The sequence below is a fragment of the Ramlibacter sp. Leaf400 genome (assembly GCF_001424545.1).
Lineage (GTDB): Bacteria > Pseudomonadota > Gammaproteobacteria > Burkholderiales > Burkholderiaceae_C > Ramlibacter.
Map to the genome: position 1 here is coordinate 1 of NZ_LMQL01000010.1, position 22,475 is coordinate 22,475.

Below are 22,475 nucleotides of genomic sequence, written 5' to 3' on the forward strand. Positions count from 1 at the left end.
CTACGACAAGGACTGCGACCTGAGCCTGATCAAGGGCAAGACCGTCGCCATCATCGGCTACGGCTCGCAGGGCCATGCGCACGCGCAGAACCTGAACGACAGCGGCGTGAAGGTCGTGGTCGGCCTGCGCCCGGGCGGCGCGTCCTGGCCCAAGGTGGAGAAGGCYGGCCTGAAGGTCGCCGCSGTSAACGAAGCCGTGAAGATGGCCGACGTGGTGATGATCCTGCTGCCCGACGAGCAGATCGGCTCGGTCTACAAGAACGACGTGGAGCCGCATATCAAGCAGGGCGCCTCGCTGGCCTTCGCCCACGGCTTCAACGTGCACTACGGCCAGGTCGTGCCGCGYGCCGACCTGGACGTGTGGATGGTSGCSCCCAAGGCGCCSGGCCACACGGTGCGCAACACCTACACCCAGGGCGGCGGCGTGCCCCACCTGGTGGCGGTGCATCAGGACAAGAGCGGCAAGGCGCGCGACCTGGCGCTGTCGTACGCGATGGCCAATGGCGGCGGCAAGGCCGGCATCATCGAGACCAACTTCCGCGAGGAGACCGAGACCGACCTGTTCGGCGAGCAGGCCGTGCTGTGCGGCGGCACCGTGGAGCTGATCAAGGCCGGMTTCGAAGTGCTGGTGGAAGCCGGCTACGCGCCCGAGATGGCGTACTTCGAGTGCCTGCACGAGCTCAAGCTGATCGTGGACCTGATCTACGAAGGCGGGATCGCGAACATGAACTACTCGATCTCCAACAACGCGGAGTACGGCGAGTACGTCACGGGCCCGAGGATCGTGGACGAGCGCACCAAGGACGTGATGCGCCAGTGCCTCAAGGACATCCAGACCGGCGCGGTTTTCTGGAGCCAGCCATGAAGATCACNCGAACATGAACTACTCGATCTCCAACAACGCGGAGTACGGCGAGTACGTCACGGGCCCGAGGATCGTGGACGAGCGCACCAAGGACGTGATGCGCCAGTGCCTGAAGGACATCCAGACCGGCGAGTACGCCAAGAACTTCATCCTGGAAAACCGCGCCGGCGCGCCCACGCTGCAGTCGCGCCGCCGCCTGATGGCCGAGCACCAGATCGAAGTGGTGGGCGAGAAGCTGCGCGCGATGATGCCCTGGATCAAGGCAAACAAGCTGGTCGACAAGGCCCGCAACTGACCTCGCATCGCGGCCGAAGGCCGCACGCGAGGTCATCCCCGCGAAGGCGGGGATCCGGCAAGCCCGCGCAAGCGGGCTTTTTCCTTGAAGCCGCAAGCACTGGACCCGGCCTTCGCGGGGTGACGGAACGCGACCGCAATTACACTTACCTCCATGTACCAAGGCCCCGCTCACACCGACACCACTCCCCAGGAGGGCGTGGTGGTGCGCCGGCGCCGCAAGGGCATCTACATCCTGCCCAACCTGTTCACGCTGGCGGCGCTGTTCGGTGGCTTCTACGCGGTCGTGATGGCGATGAACCAGCGCTTCGACATGGCCGCTGCGGGCGTGTTCGTGGCCATGGTGCTGGACAGCCTGGATGGCCGCGTCGCGCGCATGACCAACACGCAGAGCGCCTTCGGGGAGCAGATGGACTCGCTGTCGGACATGGTGTCGTTCGGCGCGGCGCCGGCCCTGATCGCCTACGAATGGGCGCTCAAGGGCCTGGGCCGCTGGGGCTGGATCGCCGCCTTCGTGTACTGCGCCTGCGCGGCGCTGCGCCTGGCGCGCTTCAACGTCAACACGGCGGTGGTCGACAAGCGCTTCTTCCAGGGCCTGCCGTCACCGGCGGCGGCGGCGCTGGTCACCGGCTTCATCTGGCTGATGAACGACTACGGCATCAAGGGCTACGAGGTGAGCTGGGTCATGTTCGGCTTCGCGCTCTTCGCGGGCCTGACCATGGTGACCAACGTGCCGTTCTACAGCTTCAAGGACGTGTCGATGAAAAAGAGCGTGCCGTTCGCCGTGATCGTGCTGATCGCGCTGGGCATCGCCGTCATCAACATCGACCCGCCCGTGGTGCTGTTCGTGCTGTTCTGCGTCTATGGCCTGTCCGGCTACGCGATGTACGGCTGGCGCAAGGCCCGCGGCCAGCGCGCCAGCGTCATCAGCACGTCGACCGACGAGCCCGAGGAAAGCGGGCTGCACAAATAGCCGCGCCAGGCGTTTGTGCTAAATTCGCCGCCATGAACCTGATTTCGCTGGCTCTACTGCTATCCACCCACGGGCGGAGACGGTAGCGCACGCGTTCACCAGACCTCGACGGCCCGTTTGCACCAGCAGCGGGCCGTTTTGTTTTGGGGCTGCCGGTTCACCTTCCACGAAGACCGAAAGACGACCATGTCCATGTTGAAGAACCCCGCCACCAAGTACCGGCCCTTCGCCCCGGTCGGCCTGAAGGACCGGACCTGGCCCGACGCCGTCCTGTCCCGCCCGCCGGTGTGGTGCAGCGTCGACCTGCGTGACGGCAACCAGGCGCTGATCGAGCCCATGGACATCCCCCGCAAGCTGCGCATGTTCCAGGCGCTGGTGAAGATCGGCTTCAAGGAGATCGAGGTCGGCTTTCCGTCCGCCTCGCAGGTGGAATACGACTTCCTGCGCAAGCTGATCGACGACAACCTGATCCCGGACGACGTCACCATCCAGGTGCTGACGCAGGCGCGCGAGCCGCTCATCCGGCGCACCTTCGAGTCGCTGCGCGGCGCCAAGCGGGTCATCGTCCACCTCTACAACGCCACCGCGCCGGTGATGCGCAACGTGGTGCTGGGCCTCGACGAGGACGGCATCGTCGAGCTGGCCACCGGCCAGGCGCGCCTCTTCAAGGAACTGGCGGCGCTGCAGCCGCAGACCGACTGGGTGTTCCAGTACTCACCCGAGATGTTCTCCGGCACCGAGCTGGCGTTCGCCAAGCGCGTGGTCGATGCGGTCACCGGCGTCTGGCAGCCCACGCCCCAGCGCAAGTGCATCGTCAACCTGCCGTCGACGGTCGAGCACTCCACGCCGAACATCTTCGCCGACATGATCGAGTGGATGCACCGCAACCTCCAGCGGCGCGATTCCATCGTGCTCTCGGTCCATCCGCACAATGACCGCGGCACCGGCACCGCCGCCGGCGAGTTCGCCGTCATGGCCGGGGCCGACCGGCTGGAAGGCTGCCTGTTCGGCAATGGCGAGCGCACCGGCAACCTGGACCTCGTCAACGTCGCACTCAACCTCTACACCCAGGGCGTGAACCCCGGCCTGGACTTCTCCGACATCGACGAGATCCGCCGCACGGTGGAGCACTGCAACCAGCTGCCGGTGCATCCGCGCCACCCCTACGTGGGCGAACTGGTCTACACCTCTTTCTCCGGCTCCCACCAGGACGCCATCAAGAAGGCCTTCGCCGCCCGCAAGGAAGGCGACCTCTGGGACATGCCCTACCTGCCGGTGGACCCCAAGGACCTGGGCCGCAGCTACGAGGCGGTGATCCGCGTCAACAGCCAGTCGGGCAAGGGCGGCATCTCCTACCTGCTCGAGAGCGAGTACGGGCTGGAGCTGCCCCGCCGCCTGCAGATCGAGTTCAGCCAGCTGGTGCAGGGCGTGATGGACACCAGTGGCAAGGAGCTGAGCGCGCGCGAGCTGTACGACCTGTTCGCCCGCGAGTACGGCGTCACCAGCATTCCGGCGCCCACGCACCAGCTGGTGGAAGAGGCGGGCGCCGCCGGCACCACGGTGCGGCTCTCGGCCGACGTGGTGGTGGGCGACCGGCCGCTCACGGTGCGCGGCACCGGCAACGGCCCCATCGATGCCTTCGTCAACGGCCTGTCCTCGGTGGCCGGGGTCGAGGTCCGCGTGCTCGATTACCACGAGCATGCGATCGGCGGGGGCGCGAATGCCCAGGCCGTGGCCTACCTGGAGCTGCGGGTGGGGTCGCAGACCCTGTTCGGCGTGGGCATGGACGCGAACATCGTGTCCGCTTCGCTCAAGGCCATCGTCTCCGGCGTGCAGCGGGCCCAGGCGCGCTCGCCGCAGGAGCAGCCCACCGTCGCAGCGGCGAAGTAAGGCGTCGCGTTGTTTCCCGTCGACGTCCCTCGGGACTCGATGGGAACGCCGCCTGACGTCCGCTGTCCGAAGCTGCGCAGGGCCCCATCGGATGGCCGGGCGCAGCTTCCAAGTCCCTCCGATGGAAGGGCTTTCCGCGGCGTTCTCATTTGGTTACAAAGTAAAGCTGAGCGGAAGGCAGCACAAGGTTAGGTTTGTGTCCATATAATTCCGCCACGACTGAGGAATGGCTCCTAAGTCGTTGAAGTTATGGAGTTTTTGGCGCCCGGCAGTTTTTGGCGCCAGAATCCATGAGGACGGTAAGGAGAGTCCTGGATGCAACCGGCGGCACCTCAATTCAAGCGGAAGACCTTGACACGTGTGCTTCACACGGTGATGGCTCTTGCCGTTTTCGCGGCCTTCGCCCCGGCTCCCGCCGATGCAGCCGAGCGCCGCACGACGGTCTCCAAGAAGCAGCGCACCGTCCAGGCCAAGCAGCCTCGGGTCTCCAAGACCTTCGTGGCCAAGCAGCGCCGTTCCGTGGTCATCACCCAGACCGAGCGTGCTTCCTACGGCAAGCTGGCCGGCCTGCATGGCAAGCAGGATGACCTGGACCTCAAATCCAGCGTGGCCCTGGTGATCGACCAGGACACCCGTGAAGTCCTGTTCTCCAAGAACGACCACGCCGTGCTTCCCATCGCATCGCTCACCAAGCTGATGACCGGCATGCTGGTCAGCGAGGCCAAGCTGCCGATGGACGAGCTGATCACCATCACGCAGGACGACGTCGACACCGAGAAGGGCAGCAGCTCGCGCCTGCGCGTCGGCACCCAGATCACCCGCGGCGAGGCGCTGCACCTGGCGCTGATGTCCAGCGAGAACCGCGCGGCCAACGCGCTGGGCCGCACCTACCCGGGTGGCCTCGCCGCCTTCGTCTCCGCCATGAACGCCAAGGCCCGGCTGCTGGGCATGAAGGACACGCAGTACGTCGAGCCGACGGGCCTGTCCAGCCGCAACCAGTCGAGCGCGCAAGACCTCGCCACGCTGGTCAACGCCGCCTACCAGGACCCGGTGCTGCGCGAATACTCCACCTCCCACGGCTACGAAGTGGCGGTGGGCAAGCGCACCCTGCACTACAACAACACCAACCGCCTGGTGAAGAACCCCGACTGGGAGATCGGCCTGCAGAAGACCGGCTACATCTCCGAGGCCGGCCAATGCCTGGTGATGCAGGCCAAGGTCGCGGGCCGCAAGATCATCATGGTGTTCCTCGATTCGGCCGGGAAGCTCAGCCGCCTGGGCGATGCCGAGCGCGTGCGCCGTTGGGTCGAAACCAACTCGCCGGCCGCGCTCACGCCGGACACGTCCACCAGCGCGATCAAGCAGGTCAACGGCTGAGAAGCCAAAGCCGCCTCGGCGGCTCCATGAAGAACGGCGCCTCTCGGGCGCCGTTTTGCTTTGGGGCCGTGCGGCCGGCCGGCTTCAGGCCACGGCGCGCTGCTGCGGCGGCTTGTAGCCCAGTGCGGCGGAGATCTCGCCGGCCGTGGTCTGCAGCTTGGTCAGCCAGCCTTCGTCCAGCCGGTCGGCGGGCGCGGAGATCGACAGGCCGGCCACCAGCCGGCTCTGGTCGTCGTAGATGCCGGCGGCCATGCAGCGCACGCCCAGCTCCAGTTCCTCGTTGTCGCGGGCGATGCCGTACTGGCGCGCCTTGGCCAGCTCGCGCTCGAGCACCGGCAGCTGCGTGATGCTGTTGCGCGTGTGGCCGGCCAGGCCCGTGCGGGTGGCGTACGTGCGCACGCGCTGCGGATCGTCCGCGGCCAGGAACAGCTTGCCGGTGGACGTCAGGTGCAGCGGCGCCCGGCCGCCGATGGCGCGCACCACCTGCATGCCGGAGCGCTCGCTGTAGGCGCGCTCCACGTACACGATCTCGTCGCCCTGGCGCACCGACAGGTTCACCGGCTGCTGAATGAGCTTGTGCAGCTCGCGCATCGGCGTGAGCGCCGCATCGCGCACGTTCAGCCGCGCCTTCACCAGGTTGCCCAGTTCCAGCAGCCGCATACCCAGCCGGTAGCTGCCGGCCTCGGGCCGGTCGACGAAGCGGCCGACCGCGAGGTCGTTCAGGATGCGGTGCGTGGTGGACGGGTGCAGGCCCGTCTTCTCGCTGATCTCCTTGAGCGACACCGCTTCCTCGCGCGACGCGAGCACGTCGATGAGCGAGAACATGCGCTCGATGACCTGGATCGTGGGGGTGGCCGCAGGGCCGCTGGGAGACTTTCTCATCGGGGAACGTCTTCTGGAGTGTTCCCGCGATTTTATCTTGTGAAAATCAGGCGCCGCCGGGCTCGCTTTCGGTCCAGACGCCCTCGTGCAACACCTGGTGCGGGCGGAAGCGCGCCTTGTAGCTCATCTTCGGGCTCTCGGCGATCCAGTAGCCCAGGTAGACGTGCGGCAGTTTCAGCTTGCGGGCCTGGTCGATCTGCCACAGCACGCTGTAGGTGCCGAAGCTGGCGGCCGCGTCCGGCTCGTAGAAGGTGTAGACCGCCGACAGCCCGTCGCCCAGCACGTCCAGGATGGACACCATGCGCAGCGCGCCGGGCGAGCCATCGGGCAGCGTGTCGCGGAATTCGACCAGCCGCGAATTGACCCGGCTCTGCAGCAGGAACTGGGTGTACTGGTCGATGCTGTCGTGGTCCATGCCGCCGCCGGCATGGCGGCCGCTCTGGTAGCGCAGGTAAAGCTGGTAGTGCTCGGGCACGAAGCACAGCTTGAGCACGCGCGCCTGCAGGTTGGCGTGCCGCGCCCACGCGCGGCGCTGGCTGCGATCGGGCTGGAAGCGGTCGGCCAGCACGCGCAGGGGAACGCAGGCGCGGCAGCCGTCGCAGTACGGCCGGTACGTGAACATGCCGCTGCGGCGAAAGCCGCTGGTGACCAGGTCGGAGTAGGCGTCGTTGTGGATCAGGTGGCTGGGGGTGGCCACCTGCGATCGGGCCTGCTTGCCCGGCAGGTAGCTGCACGGGTACGGTGCGGTCGCGTAGAACTGCAGGGTCTGGAGCGGCAGGTCCTTGAGGTGCGTCACGCGGCGGGCCTAGGCGACAGGAGTTCGCTCCAGTATACGGGCTCGAATTTCCAGACAGGGCCACGTTGTTTGATGCGGCGTGCCACCGCCGCCACAAATTCCTCACGAGGGATCTCGCGCGCGCCCAGCGAAGCCAGGTGCTGCGTGTTCTGCTGGCAGTCGATGCACTCGATGCGGTGGTGCCGGCAGAAGGCCACCAGCGCCGCGAGCGCGATCTTGGACGCGTCGGGCACGCGCGTGAACATCGACTCGCCGAACATCGCCTGCCCGATGCCCACGCAGTACAGGCCGCCCACCAGCTCGCCGTCGATCCAGGTCTCCACGCTGTGCGCGTAGCCGGCGGCGTGGAACGCCTCGTAGGCCTGCACCATCTCCGGCACGATCCAAGTGCCCGACTGGCCCTCGCGCGGGCTGGCCGAGCAGGCGCGGATCACCTCGCCGAAGGCGCTGTCCAGGCGCACCTCGCAGCGCGGGTCGTCGATGAACTTCCTGAGCGTCTTGCGCAGCGACCGGTGCAGCCGGAACTCGCCCGTGTACAGCACCATCCGCGGATCGGTGCTCCACCACAGGATCGGCTGGCCTTCGCTGAACCACGGGAAGATGCCGCCCGAATAAGCCCGGCGCAGCGTCGAGACATCCAGCGCGCCACCCGCGGCCAGCAGCCCGGGCGCGGGCTGGTCCGCGTCCCAGGCCTCGCTCGCCTTGGGAAACGGATCGCCGGGGTCGAGCCAGGGAAGCTTCATGCCGAACAGGTGGAAGACAACGGGGAGCCAGGGGCGCAGCATGCGCTGCAGACCTTGATTGTGGCGGCTCCATCGCGCCACTTCGCACAAGCTCAGGCGGCGCCCGTGAACTAATCTGGATTGCACGCCGATCCTCGCGTCCGCGCGGCTCCAGCGGCGTCAGCGGGAGCTCGGCACGGCCTGCCCGGGCGGCGAGAGCCGCGGGCGCCGCTCAACGGCCGTTGATCATCGGCAGGATGGTGCGGGCCACCTGGATGATCGCCGGCCCGAGCACGATCATGATGATCGACGGGAAGATGAACAGCACCAGCGGGAAGAGCATCTTGGTGGGCACCTTGGCCGCGCGCTCCTCGGCGCGCACCTGCCGCTTGTGGCGCAGCTCGTCGGAGAAGACCCGCAGCGAATCGCCGATGCTGGTGCCGAACTTGTCCGCCTGGTTCAGCATGGTCGCGAACATGCCCACCTCGTCCACGCCGGTGCGCAGCGCCAGGTTGCGCAGAGACTGCTCCCGGCTGGCGCCCGCCCGCATCTCCAGGTTGGTGAGGTGCAGTTCCTCCGCCAGCGCGTGGCTCTTGCGGCGGATTTCCTCGGCCACCTTGGTCAGCGCGGCGTCCAGGCCCAGCCCGGCCTCGATGCACACCAGCATCAGGTCGGCCGCGTCCGGGAAGTTCTCGAAGATCTCGCGCTGGCGTCCCCGCGCGAGCCAGGCGACGACCGCGTTCGGCAGGTAGCAGCCGGCCAGGGCCGCCACCATCACCTGGAACAGCAGCGCCAGCCCGTACGACGGGTTCAGCGTGCGCAGCGCGAGGAAGGCCAGCGCCGCCAGGAGCAGGGGCAGGAACGTCTTGGCCGCGAAGTACGCCAGGCGCGCGTCGGGATGGCGGATGCCGGCGTTCAGGAAGCGCACGCGCAGCGGCGAGGCCTCCCACTCGCCCTCGGGCAGCGACAGCCGCGCCAGAGGGCCGGCCAGCCGCACCACGGTGGCGGTCCACTCGGCGCCCGAGGCCGGGGCCGTCATGCTTTGCAGCCGCTGCTCGGCACGGGTGGGGACCAGCCACAGGAAGACGCCGGCCGCCGCCAGGGTGACGGCCAGGAAGACCAGGGTGGTGAACAGGACCATGTCGGTGCCTCCTTCAGACGCGGATGCGGACGATCTTGCGCAGCACCGCCACGCCCAGCGCCATCATGGCCAGCAGGTACTGCAGGATGGAGACGCCGATCGGGTCGGTGAACATGGGGCCCATGAACTTCGGGTTGGCCAGGTAGAGCGTGCCGCCCAGCGCGAACGGCAGCAGCGTGAGGACCCAGGCCGACATCCGGCCTTCCGAGGACAGCACCCGGATCTTGCCGACCAGCCTGGCGCGCTCGCGGATCAGGTGGCTCAGCTTGGCCAGGATCTCGGTCAGGTTGCCGCCCGAGTCCCGCTGGATCAGCACCGCGACCACGAAGTACCGCACGTCCGTGCCCGGCACGCGCTCGCACAGGTGCGTCAGGGCCTGCTGCATCGACACGCCGAAGTTGATCTCGTCGTGCACCGCGCGGAACTCGCCCGCGATCGGATCGGCGAGTTCCTCGCCGGCCATCTTCAGCCCGGCGGTGAAGGCATGGCCCGCGCGCAGGGCCCGCGTCAGCAGGTCCAGCGCCTCCGGCATCTGCTGCGCGATGCGCGCCAGGCGCCGATTGCGCCGGTACTGCAGGACCATCGCCGGCATCGACGCGCCCAGCACGGCGGCGCACGCCGCCAGCCAGGCCGGCTGGTGAAGCAAGGCCGCCACCAGCAGCCAGGCCGCGATGCCCGACAGCGCGCACGAGAGCAGCACCCCCGAAGCCGTCCAGTGCAGGCCGGACTGCTGCAGGTGGCGCTCGAGCGACTCGATGGCCCGCAGGCCCCGCAGCCGGCGCTCCAGGTACGGCACGTGGCTGACCATGCCCTGCCGCAGCACGCGCGAGGGCGTGTCGCGGCCCGGCGCTCCCCCGAGAGAGGCCAGCCGCCGCTGCAACCGGCGCGCCCGCGGGCCGCGCCGCAGCTGCCAGAAAGCCCAGAGGCCCTCCAGCATCAGCACGACGGCCACGAACACCAGCACGGAAAGGACCAGGAAGCCGTTGTCCTGCGCGAAGCCGATCATGGCGCGCTCCTAGAGGTAATGCCGCGCCGGGTCGAACACCGAGTCCGGCAGCAGGACGCCGAAGGCGCGCATCCGGTCGCAGAACCTGGGCCGCACGCCGGTGGCCTGGAAATGGCCCTGGACCTGGCCCTCGGGGCCCATGCCGGTCTGGCGGAAGGCGAAGATCTCCTGCATGGTGATCACCTCGCCTTCCATGCCGGTGATCTCCTGGATGCTGGTCACCTTGCGGCGGCCGTCGATCAGGCGCAGCACCTGGATCACCACCGTGATGGCCGAGGCGATCTGCTGGCGGGCGGCCTTGTGCGGCAGGTTCAGGTTGGCCATGCCGATCATGTTCTCCAGCCGCGAGATGGCGTCGCGCGGCGTGTTGGCATGGATGGTGGTCAGCGAACCCTCGTGGCCCGTGTTCATCGCCTGCAGCATGTCGAAGGCCTCGGCGCCGCGCACCTCGCCGATGACGATGCGGTCCGGCCGCATCCGCAGCGCGTTGCGCACCAGCGCGCGCTGCGTGACCTCGCCCTTGCCCTCGATGTTCATCGGCCGCGTCTCCATGCGCACCACGTGGGGCTGCTGCATCTGCAGCTCGGCGGCATCCTCGATCGTCACCACCCGCTCGGTCTCGGGGATGTAGCCGGACAGGATGTTCAGCAGCGTGGTCTTGCCGGCCCCGGTGCCGCCGGAGATCAGGATGTTGACCTTGGCCTTGATCAGCCCCTGCAGCATCTGGGCCATCTCGGGCGTCAGCGTGCGCAGCTTCTCGCCCACCAGGTTCTCCATCCGCAGCGGGATGTGGGCGAAGCGGCGGATCGACATCATCGGCCCGTCGATCGCCACCGGCGGGATCACCGCGTTCACGCGAGAGCCGTCCGGCAGCCGCGCGTCCACCATGGGGCTGGATTCGTCGATGCGCCGGCCGACCAGCGACACGATCTTGTCGATGATGCGCAAGAGGTGCTTCTCGTCGGTGAAGGTCACGCTGGAGAGCTCCAGCCGGCCGTGCCGCTCGACGTAGATCTGCCGCCAGGCGTTGACCAGGATGTCCGAGACGGCGGGGTCGGCCATCAGCAGCTCCAGCGGCCCGAACCCCAGCATCTCGTGCTGGATGTCCCGGATCAGCGTGCCGCGCTCCGCGTCGTTGACCACCGCCTGCTCCTCCACCAGCAGCCGCTCCACCATGAGGGCGATCTCCTGGCGCAGCAGGTCGGGCGCCAGCGTCTCCAGCGCGGTGAGGTCGAACTTGTCCAGCAGCTTCAGGTGGATGCGGCTCTTGAGCGCCTTGTACGAGTCGCCCGTGTTGGCCGGGGCGGCCCGCGCGCCGGACGCTTCCGCGCTGCCGGCACTGAGCCGGTCGCGCAGCGAGAGCATCGTGCCTTCGCGAGGGGAAAGAGGATGGACGGCGGACATGGTCAGGCTCTCCTCAGCAGACGATCGAGCAGCCCCGGGCCGGCATCGGGCCGGGGGCTGAGCGCCAGCGCCAGCTCGGCGAGCCGGCGCACGACGGGGTTGGACTTCGCGGCCTGCGCCAGCGGCTCGCCGTGGTTGATGGCCGCGTGAACCTCGCGCCAGGCATTGGGGACGGTGTGCAGGCGCACCGCGCCGAGCGCGCGCTGCACCTGGTCCAGGCCGATCTCGCCCGATTTGCCGAAGCGGTTGACGATCAGCTCGGTGCGGTCGGGCCCGTAGCCGATGGTGCGGAAGGCGTCCAGCAGCTTGGTGGCGTGGCGCAGGTCGGGCAGGCCGGACTGCATGACCAGGAAGATGCGCGTCGCCCGGTCCAGCGCCTGGATCGCCAGCGGGTCCAGGCTGCGCGGCAGGTCCAGTAGCACGAAGTCGTATTGCGCCAGCGCCACCGAGAGCAGGGCGTCCACGTGCTCCGGCTTCACCTGCACGGCCTGGCCCAGGTCGTCGGGCGCGGGCAGCAGGCCGAAGTTGGGCGCCACCTTCACCGTGCAGGCCGCGAGCAGGGTGGCGTCCAGGCGCCCGATGTCCTTGCAGGCGTCCGCCAGCGTGGCCGCGGGCCGGCCGTCGTGCACGAAGGAGAGCGCGTCGCCGAACTGCAGGTTCAGGTCGACCAGCAGGACCGAGCGCGACTGAGCCAGCTGCCAGGCCAGGTTGGTGGCCAGGAAGGTAGCGCCGCTGCCGCCCTTGCAGGGCATGAAGGCCAGCACCTGGCCCTGGCGACGGGCCGCCGCGCCGCTGCGCTTGGCCTGCACCCGCTCCACCGCGGCCAGCAGCGCCGACGGCGCCACCGGCGAGGGCAGCACCTCGCGGACGCCGGCGCGCATGGAGTGGATCAGGAAGTCGGGGCTGGTGGTCGAGCACAGCAGCACCACGGCGATGTGCGGCAGGTGCGTGGTGACATGCTCGACCTGCGCCAGCTCGGCGGGATCGCAGCAGATGCCGTCGACCAGCATCAGCTCGGGCGCCTCGCGTTCGGCGATCTCGCGCACCCGGCTCTTGCCGCCTTCGAAGCGGCTGGCCGCGTGGCCCTGCGCGGACAGGGCGCCGCAGATCGAGTCGAGGTGGGCGGGACTCGGGGAGATGACGGCAATCTTCATGAGGGCTCCGGGTGGGACGTCACAGGCAGATCGCGTCGCTGTTGGGGTCCTGGCGCATGACCTCGCGCGTCAGCGAGGTCGAGAAGGCGGGCATGGGCCAGTCGGTGAAGGCGGCCAGGCCCAGGACCGGCGAGATCCAGCGGTAGTTGAGCCCCTGGACCGTGACCGTCACGCCGGTGCAGTCGGCCGAGTTGCAACCGGCGGGCGTCCACGCGAGGTCGATGTCGGTGATCTCGGGCAGCAGGGCCTGCATGCGGGCGAGCACGGCGGCTTCGTTGCCGGTGTTGTCGCAGACCACTGCGTAGCGCGCGCCGGCCCGCGTGGCCTCGGTGGCCGCGTTCCAGGTGAACAGCATCCGGGAGAAGTCCATCACCCCCAGCAGGAAGGTGAGGAACAGCAGCAGGACCAGGGCGAACTCGACGATGGTCGAGCCGCGCTCGCAGTTGGGGCGCTTCACAGGTGGCTCCTCATGGTGGCCCGGATGTCGGAGAACTGCATCGCCGGGAAGGGCACGCCGAACACATTGGTGAACATCGACTGGAAGACGTAGTTGCTCACCCGGATGGTCACGGTGGTGATGACCGGGTCGGCGCCCGCGGGCTGCCAGGTGGGGTCCGGCACGTGGGTCGCGGCATCCAGCCCCGGGACCAGCGGCGTGCCGGTGCCCGCGAGGTTGCCGAACACCACCAGGTTCTTGGCCTGCGCGACCTGGGTGTCGGGCGCCTGCATGGAGAGGTAGCGCGCGGCGTCGCGCACCGACTTGGCCAGGGCGTTGTACTGGTACATGGCGCGGCCCAGTTCCACCACCACCATGGACAGCAACACCAGCAGCGGCAGCACCAGCGCGAATTCGATGATGGCGGTGCCGCCTTGGCGGGGGCGTGGGGGCTTGTCCATGCTTCCTCTCCTATCGCACCAGCACCGGCACCAGCGGGCCGGCGTTCCCGCCGGGCAGGCCGCTGGTGGTGCAGGGGCTGCCCGGGACACCCGCATTGCCGCGGAACTCCAGCTGCACGTTCGACATCGGGATGCTCAGCGGCTGCAGCATGAACATGCAGGCGTAGTCGATTACCTGGTTGGCGGCGTTCACCACCGGCACCGTGGCCACCCGGCTGCGCACGCCGTGCGTGCGGTGCCCGCCGATCGCCGCGGGGCCCGGCGCGGCAAGGTTCTGGAAGCCGTTGAGGGAGAGGCCGGTGATGGTCTCGCAGCTGTTGGCGCCCCGCACGCGCGTGCCGGTGTCCGCGCAGGAGGCGTACGCAATGCGCTTGGCCACGAAGTTCTGGGCGGTCGCATGGGCGCCGGCCGGCGTGGGGCCGTCGAAGGCATTGGCGCGGCTGGGCCAGTTCAGCTCCGTGTACGCGTAGCCCGAGACGTCCGGGCTGTGCTCGCTCGCATTGGTGGAATTGCGGTAGATGCCGAAGCGGTAGTTCCAGACGTCCGCGATCGAGGCCTGCACGCCGGGCGTGCCCAGGGTGTCGCCGACCGCCGTGCCGCAATAGCCCGACATCTCGGCTTCGGTCTCGGCGGCGCTGTTGGAGCCGTCCAGGTTGGCCCAGCCGATCTGGCCGCCGCTGCCGCCACCCGGCGCCATGAGGAGCGTGATCCATTGGCCGACCGTGAAGCCGTAGTTCGGCGCCACGCCGCCGGGCATGGGCCGCAGCATCAGCGGCAGCGGGCAGGTGGTCTGCGAGCTCGCCCGCGTGGCGACCGCGTTGGCGGCCACGCTGCCGGTCGCGGGAAACAGTGCGTTGTCGCCCGAGAAGGCGCCCAGGGCCTGCATCAGCCAGAGCTGGATGCTGGCCTGCGTGTGCTGGCACTGCGCATAGCGCGCCTGCGCGGACGTCGTGGTGATGGCGTAGGCGGCATTGCGGAAGGTGAGGCTGGCCGCGGTCAGCTGGGGCTGGCCGGCCCAGGTGGGGGACTGCAGGTTGACGCGGTTCAGGTTGCCCGCCGTGATGCCCGCGCTTTGCGCCCGCGCGATCGAATCGGCCTGGCCGTCCAGTTCCTCGGCGGCGGCCAGCGCGCAGCTGTCCATGGCGGTCTGCAACTCGGTCTTGACGATGAACAGCCGCCCGTAGTCCAGCGCGAAGCCCATGAACCCCAGCAGGAACAGCATGAAGAGGGCAACGGTGACGATCACCGCGCCGTGCTGCCTGCGTCCGGGTCTGGAGGTGCGCCGCTTCATCGAGTGATCCCGTGGGGTCCGTTCCCCGGGGCCCGCAGGCCCCGGAGCGTCGGTCAGACGCAGGGGCCCGTCGTCAGGCAGGTGTTGACGCGGGTGATGAAGGCCTGGAAGTTCAGGCCGTTCGCCGCGGGCATCAGCAGCAGGATCAGGCCGATGGACACGACGGCGATGATCAGTGCGTACTCGACGATCTGGGCGCCGTCGTCCTCCCGGGCGAAGGCGCGCACGAAGTTCATGAGCTGGTTCATTGCAAAGGACCTCACAAAAGAAGTAGGGATGGATGGGAAGAGGGGAGAGGGAAAGGGGGCTGGCGGGCTACTCCATGGGCGCGCCCTCCTTTCCGCCGTCCCCGCAGGGGTCCCGGCAGTGCCGCGCGCGGCGAGAGGGGGTGCGGGCGGGGCGCATGGCTAGCGTCCGCCACCGAGCTGGCCGCCGATGTTGATGACGTTCACCACCGGCGGCGGGGTCTTGAAGCTGTCGTGGTAGCGGCCGGTCGCCTCGCGCGCGGCCTTGCCGTCCATGCCGGCCTGGTGCGCGGGCACACCCTGCGGGTTCAGCGTCTGGGCCTGGCGGGCCCCGCGGACCGCGTCGCCGAAGCGTGCGTCGTAGTTCGGCGTCGGCGAGGCCGCGCAGGCCGCCAGCAGCGAGGCCAGCATCAGCGTCGGGAGGTTGGGGTGCATGGCGGTTCCTTCTTCCAGGCGTGGGTTCAGGGGCGGGTGCCGGTCGGGGTGGCCGGCGCGCCGGGAGGCGGGAGCGGTGCCAGCGGCATCGCGGACACCGGGCGGGGCGGGGGAGCGACCGGTGCCGGCTCGGCCCCTTCGCCCTTGCCGTTCAGGATCACGTCCGTGCGGGTGGGCACCACGTGGTTGTCGGTGGGCACCGGCACGGCGCCCATGAGCGGCGTGACCAGCCGCGGGGTGACCACGAACATCAGCTCGGTCTGGTCGTTCTGGAACTCCGTGGAGCGGAACAGCGCGCCGACCACCGGCGCTTCGCCCAGCCCGGGGAACTTGTTCAGCGCCTCGGTCACGTTGTTCTTGATCAGGCCCGCGACCGCGAAGCTCTGGCCGTCGGCGAGTTGCACGGTGGTGTCGACGCGGCGGGTGGACAGCGAGGGCAGGACGGCGGTGACGCCGCCGACCGTGGCGAAGGGCGTACCGGTCTGCGACAGCTCGGAGACCTCCGAGACGATCTTCAGGTTGATCCGGCCGTCCAGCACCGTGGGCGTGAACTTCAGGCCGACGCCGAATTCCTTTTCCTCCAGCGTGATGGTGGAGCCGCCACCGATGGCCGGCGCCTGGGCGACGGGGATGAAGATCTTGCCGCCCGAGAGGAAGCTGGCCGCCTGGCCGCTGATGGCCATGATGTTCGGCTCGGCCAGGACGCGGATGATCCCGTCCTGCTTCTCCACGTCGATGAAGAGGCGGGACGCGCCGTTGGAGGAGTTGATCAGGTCCGCCAGCGGGAACGAGTCGGGCACGTGGAACTCGCCGTTGCGGTTGGGCGTCGGCCGGATCGTGCCGCCGGCGCCCGGCGCGCCGCCGAGGACACCGGTGAAGACGGAATACTTGTTGCCCGAGCGGATCACGCGCGAGAAGTCCAGCCCGAAGCGGTCCAGCAGCGTCTTGCTGACCTCGGCGATCTTCACCTCCAGCATCACCTGCTGCGGCGCGGTCACGCGCAGCAGGTTCACCACCTTCTTGCTCTCGCCGTAGGCCCCGGCGAGCAGGAGCACCTGGTCGAGCTTGGCGGCATCGCTCACGCTGCCGGTGAGCACGATCGAGTCCGAGGCGCCGCGCACCCGCACGCCGGTCTCCTCGGGCATCAGCTCGCCCAGCTGCGCCTGCAGGGTGCCGGCATCGATGGCCACGACCAGGTCCTTCACGATGCAGCGGCCGTCGTTGCCCTGCAGGACCACGTTCATGGAGCCGGGGCGGCGGCCCAGGAAGAACAGCTCGGTGGGACTCAGGAGCGTCACGTCGGCTTCCGCGATGCCCCAGTTCGCTTCGCCGGGCTGCGTGGCCGCCGGCGGTGGCGCGATGCCGGGAGGCAGCGCCGGTCCGCCGGTGGCGGGTGCGGCGGACGCGGGGCGGCCGCCCCGGCTGCCGGGCGCGCCGCCCACGATCACGCGCGAGACGAGGAAGGGCAACTGCACGACCTGCGACTTGCCCAGCGTCAGCTGGGTGGGCCGGTCGACGGTGACCGAGGTGCAGGGCCGCAGCGCGCCCGAGCCGTTGGGCGATGCGGCCGAGGCCTGCGCGGGTGCGGGGGCGGGCGTGCGGGCCGGCGCGGCGGGGCGGGCCGGCTGGGCCTGCACAGGCTGGGCCTGGGCCAGTTCGATCGCGGGCGCCAGCGTGGTCGCCTGCGCCAGGACCACGGCTTCCGACGGAACCACGACCTCCGGTTCGCGCCGCTCCGGCCTTTCGATGGCCACGGGCTGGGCCGCGGCCGACACGACCCATCGGTCTTCGACGACGCCGCTCGCCATGCGAGGTGTCTGGACCCGCTGGCCCAGGCCGGTGGGCGCCTGGGCCAGCGCCGGCGCGAGCGTGGCGGCAAGCGTGACGGCGATCAGTGTCGGCTGGACGTGGTGCATCGAATCCTCCGGGTTCAGAAGCAGTGCAGGGCGCTCATGGCGTTGCGGATCACCTCCACGCAGTCCTGCGCGGCTGGCTTCGGCGTGGCCGGACGGGCGGCGGGGCGCGCCGGCGGCTCGGGGGCGCGGGTGGAGACTTCCTTCAGTCCGAGCAGCTGGGCGCGGGTGATGCCGCGCGTGGCGATGGCCTGCTTGTCGAGCTGGTTGCGCAGCACCAGGGAGAGCGTTCCGACGCTGCGGGCCAGGTCCAGCTTCTCGGCGTCGCCCGGCGACAGCTCCAGCGTCACCGCGCTGACGACCTTGGGCTTGGTGTCGTCGCGACCGGCCTCCTGCGCCACCGCCAGCACCAGCACCTGCTCCAGCACGGTGAGGCTGATCTGGCTGGGCCCGTCGGAGCGGCCGCGGTCCTGCTGCGTGTTGACCATCACGTCCACGTAGTTGCCCGGCAGCGCGAACCCGGCGACGCCCACCACGTCGTTGACCCGCACGGTCATGGCCCGCTTGCCATCGGCGATCACGGCGGAGAGCCCGCCGGTGGTGCCGGGCGGCGCGAGCTTGCGATCGAGCAGCGCGTCGCCGCGCGGGATGCCGACGCGCGCCACGCGGTCCTGCAGCGCCTTGACGTCGCTGAAGGCGCCTGGCGGCACCGAGCCCGCCGGCCATTCCACCGTCGCCAGCATCTGCGGGTGGATGCGGCTGCCCAGATCAATGTCGACCGCCGCGACGACGACGCGGCTGGCCGAAACGCTGCCGTGCTGCGCCGCCCAGCGCGCCGCGTACACCGCGGCGGCAAGGCCGATGAGGACGGCCAGCGCGAGCATGGCGAAGGCCTTGAGGTTCTTCATGGCGACTCCTTGGGAAATCGAATCAGACGAATCCGAGCTGCCGCGCCACCAGGAACGCCACGCCACCGAGGCAGATGCTCACGCCGTAGGGGAGCTTGCCGATCGAAGGCATGGTGGCGGCGGCGCTGGGGCGCCACGCGCCCGAGGCCGGCGTCAGCAGGCTCCAGGCGACGAAGCGCAGGTTGTGGACGAAGGGACCGGTCGCGCGGCGCGACACTGCGAACACGACGGCGGCCAGCCCGCCGGTCACCAGGACGAAGGCGACCGCCAGCGGCATGGCCGGGGCGCCGAGGAAGGCGCCGATCGCTCCCATCAGCTTGACGTCACCCGCGCCCAGCACGCGCAGCAGGTACAGCGGCATCAGCAGCGCGAGCCCGGCGGCCAGGCCCAGCGCCGCGGTCGACAGGCCGGCGGCGATCGAGGTGGCGTGCGTCGCGTTGTAGAGGAGGCCGTACACCATGCCGCCGGCCGTGAGCCAGTTGGGGATGCGCAGCGTCTTCCAGTCGATCACCGCGGCCAGCGCCAGCAGTGCGATCAGCGCTCCGGTCTGGGCGTGGCTGGCCAGCATCCAGAGCAGTTCTCCCAGGGCTTCGAGTTCGTTCATCTTGTTGTCCTGGCACCGGCGGAATGCGGTGCGTCGTCGATGAATCGAATCTAGGAGGGGGCTAGTCCTGGCACATCACCGGACCGTCCCGATTTGCATGGGACATGGGTCCCGGTGGACCCGGGGCGTGCCGCGGATTCAGGCGGAGGGGTGCAGACGAGGGGAGTGCCAGGCCACGGCCACGCCGATGGCGTCGTCGGGTCCGGGCTCGGTGCGCAGGACTTGGGCCGTCGCGGCGAACGTCAGGCCCGTCGCGGGCACCTCGTAGCGGAACGACAGCCAATCGTCGATCGTGCTTCCCGAAGGCGCGAAGAAGTACATGCCGCCGGGGCCGATGTCGCGGGACACGGCCGGGCTTCCGTCCGGCAAGTGGAACCGGAGCGCGAGGGGTGTTCGCTCGCCGGCGCGCCGCTCATGCTTCATCCGCTGGATTCTGCGGGGACGAACCCGCGGGCCGGATGGTTGCTTTGCCCCTGGCGAAGGGTCCACGGCGTCATGGGTCCTCACGAAGTCGAGTTACACATGCGCAAGCTCTGCAATGCAACGAAAGTTCGAACCGTGAGAAGGATCACACACGGAAAGATTAGCCTTTCGTAGTATGGATCGACCTCGAAAGGGATACGCCATGAATCCAGTTGCATCCAGGCCCGTCCAGGTGTTCGTGGTGGCTCCGGCGATGCTCTGCTGGGGGCTCGAGCGCCTGGTGCAGACGGCGCGTCCCCGCATCGAACTGATGGGAACGGCGGAGACGCTGGCCGATGCGATGCCGGTGCTGCAGGGCCGGGTGGTGGCCGACGTGGTCGTCCTGGATCTCGATGGCGGCTACGGACCCGACGCGGTGGCCGACCTGCAGGCGGTCTTCAAGGGGCGGCTGGTGGTGCTCACCAGTTCGCAGGACGTGGGGCTGCTGGACCAGGTGGTGGTGGCGGGCGCGAGCGGCGTGGTCCGCAAGAGCGATTCGCCGGCCGCGCTGCTCAAGTCGATCGAGAAGGTGCACGAGGGCGAGCTGTGGATCAACCGCAGCGCCGCCGGCCGCATCTTCGTGGAGATGGCCCGCCAGAACGTGGCCAGCGGCAACGACCCCGACCGCCTGAAGATCGCCACGCTCACCGCGCGCGAGCGCCAGACGATCGCGGCGGTGGCCAGCGATGCATCGGCGCCCGGCAAGGTCATCGCGGGGCGCCTGTGCATCAGCGAACACACGCTGCGCAACCACCTGAGCTCCATCTACGGCAAGCTGGGCCTGTCCAACCGGCTGGACCTTTTCGCCTACGCCACCAAGCACCGGCTGCACAAGGCGGGCTGAGCCGCCGCGCAAAAGACGAAGGCCCCGCACTTGCGTGCGGGGCCTTGATTTTTTGGCTCCCCGACCTGGGCTCGAACCAGGGACCTACGGATTAACAGTCCGGCGCTCTACCGACTGAGCTATCGGGGAACAAGCCCAAGATTATAGCGCCTCTTTTTGGCTCTTCTTCAGAGCGATGCGGTGAAAGCCACGCGGTAGGTGCGCGGGGCGCCCGGGTAGAGGTAGACGTGCGAGAACTGGAAGGGCGCCTCGCGCCAGTAGCGGCGGTCCAGCAGGTTGTGCACGCCGACCGTCCAGGTGGTGGGCGTGGCGCCGATGCGCCGCTCGTAGCGCAGCGCGGCGTCCACGCGCGTCCACGACGGGATCGAAGCCGAGCCGTCGGCCAGCACGTTGCGCGAGCCCTCGTGCGAGACATGGCCCTCGGCCGCCAGCCCCGGCACGGCCGCGATGCGGTAGGCGGCTGTGCCGCGCAGCACGAGCTGCGGCACGTTGGTCGGCCGCTCGCCGTTGGTGGACGGCTCGTAGATGCTGTCTTCGCGGCGCGCGCGCAGCACGGTCGCGGCACCCTGCAGGCGCCAGGGACCCGCGGTCCAGCCGGCCGAGGCCTCGAGCCCGCGGTGCAGCGCGGAGCCGTCGTACTCGCCCACGGCGCAGGAGAAGGTGCGCAGGCAGAAATCGAAGTTGGTCAGCGGCCGGCGGATCTCGAACAGCGCCACCTGCCAGCCGAATCCCGCATCGCCGCCGCGCAGGCCCACCTCGGTCTGCCGCGACTTCGCCGCGGGCAGCACCTGGCCGGCGTTGGCCAGCGCGAACACGGGGTTGGTCGTGACCTGCCAGGACTCGATGCCCTGGCCCCAGCTGCCATAGGCGACGAGCTCGCCGAACCGATAGCTCACCGCGGCCCAGGGCGTGGTGACGTTCTGCTCGAAGCCGCGGTCCAGGCGCGTGTGGCGCACGCCCAGCCAGGTGGTGAGCCGGTCGCTCCAGCGCATGGCGTCCTGCACGTGCAGCTCGGTCGCGCGCTCGTCGCGATCGGGGACGATGAAGGTCAGGTCCGGCGCCGGCGACACGACGGCAGTGCCGTCGATGGTGCCGACGCCCGCGAAGTTGAATGCCTGCGGGTTGAAGCGGTCGCGCGTGCGGTGCACCAGCACGCCGGTGGACAGATCGTGCGTCACCGGCCCGGTCTGGAACCGGCCCGCCAGGCGCAGCGCGGCGGCATCGCGCCGGCGGCGCTCGTCCTCGCTGCGGAAGTCGAAGTAGTCGAACGTGCCGTCGGAGCAGAAGCGGTCGAAGTTGCCCTCGGCGGAGCAGCCGAACGGGAAGGCGGTGAAGTCGTCCGTCTCCAGCCGCTGCGATCCGAGTTGCGCGGACCAGCGCCAGTCGGGGTTCAGCGCCTGGGTGAAGCGCAGCGTGCCGGTGAGGCCGTCGAACTTCGACGTCTGCAGCCAGGGCTGGTTGTTCAGGTTCAGCCGCGGGTTGGCCGGCTGCGGCACCACGCTGCCCAGCAGGCTGAAGCCGGTCTGGCTGGCCTGCGCGCGGTGGCTCCACTCGACCTCGGCTTCCAGCAGCGAGTCGCGGCTCGCGCGCCAGTCGGTGGCCAGCGCGACCAGGCTGCGCTCGCCGTCGGTGTTGCGCACCAGCGGCCGCAGGCGTTCGTGCGCGACGTTCAGGCGCAGGCCGAAGGCGTCGTCCACGCCGAAGCGCCCGCCGAGGTCGGCCGCGCCGAGCAGGCCGGCGCGGTTCGTCGCTTCGAGCCGCACCTCGCGCAGGGGCTGCGCCGTCGGCCGCTTGACCACGTAGTTGACCAGCCCGCCGGGCGCGCTGGTGCCGGCCTGGATGCCGCTGGTGCCCTTGAGGATCTCGACCCGCTCCTTGTTGTCCAGCGGGATCATGGTCTCGGCGTTGATCGGCAGGCCTTCGCGGCGGTAGTTGAACTGGTTGTTCAGCGTGAAGCCGCGGATCGACAGGATGTCCCAGTAGCCGGCCGCGTTGTAGGCGTCGCTCACCGAACTGTCGAAGCGGGTCAGGTCCGCGAGGCGGCGCGCGCCGGCGGCCTCGATGTCGCGCCCGGTGATGACCGTCGTGGACACGGGCACCTCCTTGCGGGGCAGGTCACCGAAGCCGGTGACGTCGGCCGCCGGCGCGGCCTGCGCCGGGGTGACGGTGACGGTGCGCAGGGTCGTGTCCTGCGCGTGTGCGCACAGCGCGGTGAGGAGCGCGATTGCGCCCGGGACGGGTCGGAGTTTTGCCACGACGTCTTCCTTCAACGGTCGATGGCAGGTCGGCTTGCTGGACGGGTTGTCGCCCTGTGAGAACCGGAGCGCCGTCTTGTCGCTTGCTTCCCTGCGCGAGGATTACCTCAATCAGGTTCAAAGGGACTCTCTCAGTCGCTGCCGTTCAGGCAACAACACCCCTAGCGGAATGCCTCT

The 22,475-nt window shown here is 69.4% G+C and carries 21 protein-coding genes, 1 tRNA gene, 2 pseudogenes and 1 riboswitch; of the genes and pseudogenes, 6 read left to right on the forward strand and 18 right to left on the reverse strand.

Going from position 1 to position 22,475, the window contains the following annotated elements; translation table 11 throughout:
• The 5 genes and pseudogenes from ilvC to pbpG form a co-directional block, all read left to right on the forward strand.
• Positions 1 to 841 (forward strand): annotated as a pseudogene (gene ilvC / locus ASG30_RS11005) (ketol-acid reductoisomerase); the annotation flags it as partial.
• A gap of 32 nt (positions 842 to 873) precedes the next feature.
• Positions 874 to 1,160 (forward strand): annotated as a pseudogene (locus ASG30_RS11010) (ketol-acid reductoisomerase); the annotation flags it as partial.
• 153 nt (positions 1,161 to 1,313) lie between these two features.
• Positions 1,314 to 2,132 (forward strand): CDP-diacylglycerol--serine O-phosphatidyltransferase, encoded by an 819-nt coding sequence (gene pssA / locus ASG30_RS11015; protein WP_055895940.1) that lies wholly within the window; start codon positions 1,314 to 1,316, stop codon positions 2,130 to 2,132.
• A gap of 192 nt (positions 2,133 to 2,324) precedes the next feature.
• The gene (gene leuA, locus ASG30_RS11020) at positions 2,325 to 4,022 is read left to right on the forward strand and encodes a 2-isopropylmalate synthase (RefSeq protein WP_055897457.1); all 1,698 of its coding nucleotides are present in this window, start codon (positions 2,325 to 2,327) and stop codon (positions 4,020 to 4,022) included.
• Between the two features lie 375 nt (positions 4,023 to 4,397).
• Positions 4,398 to 5,399: a D-alanyl-D-alanine endopeptidase gene (pbpG, locus tag ASG30_RS11025; RefSeq protein ID WP_082522042.1), complete on the forward strand. Its 1,002-nt coding sequence runs from the start codon at positions 4,398 to 4,400 to the stop codon at positions 5,397 to 5,399.
• 84 nt (positions 5,400 to 5,483) lie between these two features.
• Here pbpG and ASG30_RS11030 read toward each other — a convergent pair whose 3' ends face one another.
• From ASG30_RS11030 to ASG30_RS11105, 16 genes are all read right to left on the reverse strand, one after another.
• Positions 5,484 to 6,281: an IclR family transcriptional regulator gene (locus ASG30_RS11030; RefSeq protein ID WP_055895945.1), complete on the reverse strand. Its 798-nt coding sequence runs from the start codon at positions 6,279 to 6,281 to the stop codon at positions 5,484 to 5,486.
• A 46-nt stretch (positions 6,282 to 6,327) separates the two neighbouring features.
• A complete protein-coding gene (locus ASG30_RS11035) occupies positions 6,328 to 7,077 on the reverse strand; it encodes an arginyltransferase (protein WP_055895952.1) in 750 nt (249 codons plus the stop codon).
• Entirely contained in the window at positions 7,074 to 7,862 is a 789-nt protein-coding gene (aat, locus tag ASG30_RS11040) for a leucyl/phenylalanyl-tRNA--protein transferase (protein WP_235579779.1), read from the reverse strand. The genes ASG30_RS11035 and aat overlap by 4 nt, the downstream gene beginning before the upstream one ends.
• Positions 7,863 to 8,031: 169 nt before the next feature.
• Positions 8,032 to 8,940, reverse strand: a complete 909-nt coding sequence (locus ASG30_RS11045; protein WP_055895955.1) for a type II secretion system F family protein — start codon at positions 8,938 to 8,940, stop codon at positions 8,032 to 8,034.
• A 13-nt stretch (positions 8,941 to 8,953) separates the two neighbouring features.
• A complete protein-coding gene (locus ASG30_RS11050) occupies positions 8,954 to 9,946 on the reverse strand; it encodes a type II secretion system F family protein (RefSeq protein WP_055895958.1) in 993 nt (330 codons plus the stop codon).
• A 9-nt stretch (positions 9,947 to 9,955) separates the two neighbouring features.
• Entirely contained in the window at positions 9,956 to 11,350 is a 1,395-nt protein-coding gene (locus ASG30_RS11055) for a CpaF family protein (protein ID WP_235579780.1), read from the reverse strand.
• 2 nt (positions 11,351 to 11,352) lie between these two features.
• Positions 11,353 to 12,504, reverse strand: a complete 1,152-nt coding sequence (locus ASG30_RS11060; RefSeq protein WP_055895963.1) for an AAA family ATPase — start codon at positions 12,502 to 12,504, stop codon at positions 11,353 to 11,355.
• Positions 12,505 to 12,523: 19 nt separating this feature from the next.
• Entirely contained in the window at positions 12,524 to 12,961 is a 438-nt protein-coding gene (locus tag ASG30_RS11065) for a TadE/TadG family type IV pilus assembly protein (protein ID WP_055895965.1), read from the reverse strand.
• Positions 12,958 to 13,401 carry a TadE/TadG family type IV pilus assembly protein gene (locus tag ASG30_RS11070; protein WP_055895968.1) on the reverse strand — a complete coding sequence of 148 codons (444 nt, stop codon included), beginning with the start codon at positions 13,399 to 13,401 and terminating at the stop codon, positions 12,958 to 12,960. The genes ASG30_RS11065 and ASG30_RS11070 overlap by 4 nt, the downstream gene beginning before the upstream one ends.
• A gap of 10 nt (positions 13,402 to 13,411) precedes the next feature.
• Positions 13,412 to 14,692, reverse strand: coding sequence for a pilus assembly protein TadG-related protein (locus tag ASG30_RS11075; RefSeq protein ID WP_055895972.1), 1,281 nt, complete (start codon positions 14,690 to 14,692; stop codon positions 13,412 to 13,414).
• Between the two features lie 53 nt (positions 14,693 to 14,745).
• A complete protein-coding gene (locus tag ASG30_RS11080; RefSeq protein ID WP_055895975.1) occupies positions 14,746 to 14,940 on the reverse strand; it encodes a Flp family type IVb pilin in 195 nt (64 codons plus the stop codon).
• A gap of 159 nt (positions 14,941 to 15,099) precedes the next feature.
• Positions 15,100 to 15,372, reverse strand: a complete 273-nt coding sequence (locus ASG30_RS11085; protein WP_055895977.1) for a hypothetical protein — start codon at positions 15,370 to 15,372, stop codon at positions 15,100 to 15,102.
• Between the two features lie 26 nt (positions 15,373 to 15,398).
• Positions 15,399 to 17,288 (reverse strand): type II and III secretion system protein family protein, encoded by a 1,890-nt coding sequence (locus ASG30_RS11090; RefSeq protein ID WP_235579781.1) that lies wholly within the window; start codon positions 17,286 to 17,288, stop codon positions 15,399 to 15,401.
• Positions 17,289 to 17,302: 14 nt separating this feature from the next.
• Positions 17,303 to 18,133 (reverse strand): Flp pilus assembly protein CpaB, encoded by an 831-nt coding sequence (gene cpaB / locus ASG30_RS11095; protein WP_055895980.1) that lies wholly within the window; start codon positions 18,131 to 18,133, stop codon positions 17,303 to 17,305.
• A 22-nt stretch (positions 18,134 to 18,155) separates the two neighbouring features.
• On the reverse strand, positions 18,156 to 18,737 hold the full coding sequence (locus ASG30_RS11100) for a prepilin peptidase (RefSeq protein WP_055895984.1): 582 nt from the start codon (positions 18,735 to 18,737) through the stop codon (positions 18,156 to 18,158).
• Between the two features lie 138 nt (positions 18,738 to 18,875).
• Positions 18,876 to 19,085, reverse strand: coding sequence for a hypothetical protein (locus ASG30_RS11105; RefSeq protein ID WP_156385500.1), 210 nt, complete (start codon positions 19,083 to 19,085; stop codon positions 18,876 to 18,878).
• 277 nt (positions 19,086 to 19,362) lie between these two features.
• Here ASG30_RS11105 and ASG30_RS11110 point away from each other — a divergent pair, with 277 nt between their 5' ends.
• A complete protein-coding gene (locus tag ASG30_RS11110) occupies positions 19,363 to 20,043 on the forward strand; it encodes a response regulator transcription factor (RefSeq protein ID WP_055895990.1) in 681 nt (226 codons plus the stop codon).
• Positions 20,044 to 20,096: 53 nt separating this feature from the next.
• Here the strand turns inward: ASG30_RS11110 and ASG30_RS11115 are convergent.
• A tRNA-Asn gene (locus tag ASG30_RS11115) sits at positions 20,097 to 20,172 on the reverse strand.
• 38 nt (positions 20,173 to 20,210) lie between these two features.
• On the reverse strand, positions 20,211 to 22,298 hold the full coding sequence (locus ASG30_RS11120) for a TonB-dependent siderophore receptor (protein ID WP_235579782.1): 2,088 nt from the start codon (positions 22,296 to 22,298) through the stop codon (positions 20,211 to 20,213).
• A 71-nt stretch (positions 22,299 to 22,369) separates the two neighbouring features.
• A riboswitch (TPP riboswitch) is annotated at positions 22,370 to 22,471 on the reverse strand.
• Positions 22,472 to 22,475: the final 4 nt, after the last annotated feature.

Coding starts and splice junctions, on each gene's coding strand:
- ASG30_RS11055 (WP_235579780.1), bottom strand. CDS start 11,350: ATGTCCGCCGTCCATCCTCTTTCCCCTCGCGAAGGCACGATGCTCTCG.
- ASG30_RS11100 (WP_055895984.1), bottom strand. CDS start 18,737: ATGAACGAACTCGAAGCCCTGGGAGAACTGCTCTGGATGCTGGCCAGC.
- ASG30_RS11090 (WP_235579781.1), bottom strand. CDS start 17,288: ATGCACCACGTCCAGCCGACACTGATCGCCGTCACGCTTGCCGCCACG.
- ASG30_RS11080 (WP_055895975.1), bottom strand. CDS start 14,940: ATGAACCAGCTCATGAACTTCGTGCGCGCCTTCGCCCGGGAGGACGAC.
- ASG30_RS11050 (WP_055895958.1), bottom strand. CDS start 9,946: ATGATCGGCTTCGCGCAGGACAACGGCTTCCTGGTCCTTTCCGTGCTG.
- ASG30_RS11045 (WP_055895955.1), bottom strand. CDS start 8,940: ATGGTCCTGTTCACCACCCTGGTCTTCCTGGCCGTCACCCTGGCGGCG.
- ASG30_RS11085 (WP_055895977.1), bottom strand. CDS start 15,372: ATGCACCCCAACCTCCCGACGCTGATGCTGGCCTCGCTGCTGGCGGCC.
- ASG30_RS11060 (WP_055895963.1), bottom strand. CDS start 12,504: ATGAAGATTGCCGTCATCTCCCCGAGTCCCGCCCACCTCGACTCGATC.
- ASG30_RS11070 (WP_055895968.1), bottom strand. CDS start 13,401: ATGGACAAGCCCCCACGCCCCCGCCAAGGCGGCACCGCCATCATCGAA.
- pbpG (WP_082522042.1), top strand. CDS start 4,398: ATGGCTCTTGCCGTTTTCGCGGCCTTCGCCCCGGCTCCCGCCGATGCA.
- cpaB (WP_055895980.1), bottom strand. CDS start 18,133: ATGAAGAACCTCAAGGCCTTCGCCATGCTCGCGCTGGCCGTCCTCATC.
- leuA (WP_055897457.1), top strand. CDS start 2,325: ATGTTGAAGAACCCCGCCACCAAGTACCGGCCCTTCGCCCCGGTCGGC.
- aat (WP_235579779.1), bottom strand. CDS start 7,862: ATGCTGCGCCCCTGGCTCCCCGTTGTCTTCCACCTGTTCGGCATGAAG.
- pssA (WP_055895940.1), top strand. CDS start 1,314: ATGTACCAAGGCCCCGCTCACACCGACACCACTCCCCAGGAGGGCGTG.
- ASG30_RS11075 (WP_055895972.1), bottom strand. CDS start 14,692: ATGAAGCGGCGCACCTCCAGACCCGGACGCAGGCAGCACGGCGCGGTG.
- ASG30_RS11110 (WP_055895990.1), top strand. CDS start 19,363: ATGAATCCAGTTGCATCCAGGCCCGTCCAGGTGTTCGTGGTGGCTCCG.
- ASG30_RS11030 (WP_055895945.1), bottom strand. CDS start 6,281: ATGAGAAAGTCTCCCAGCGGCCCTGCGGCCACCCCCACGATCCAGGTC.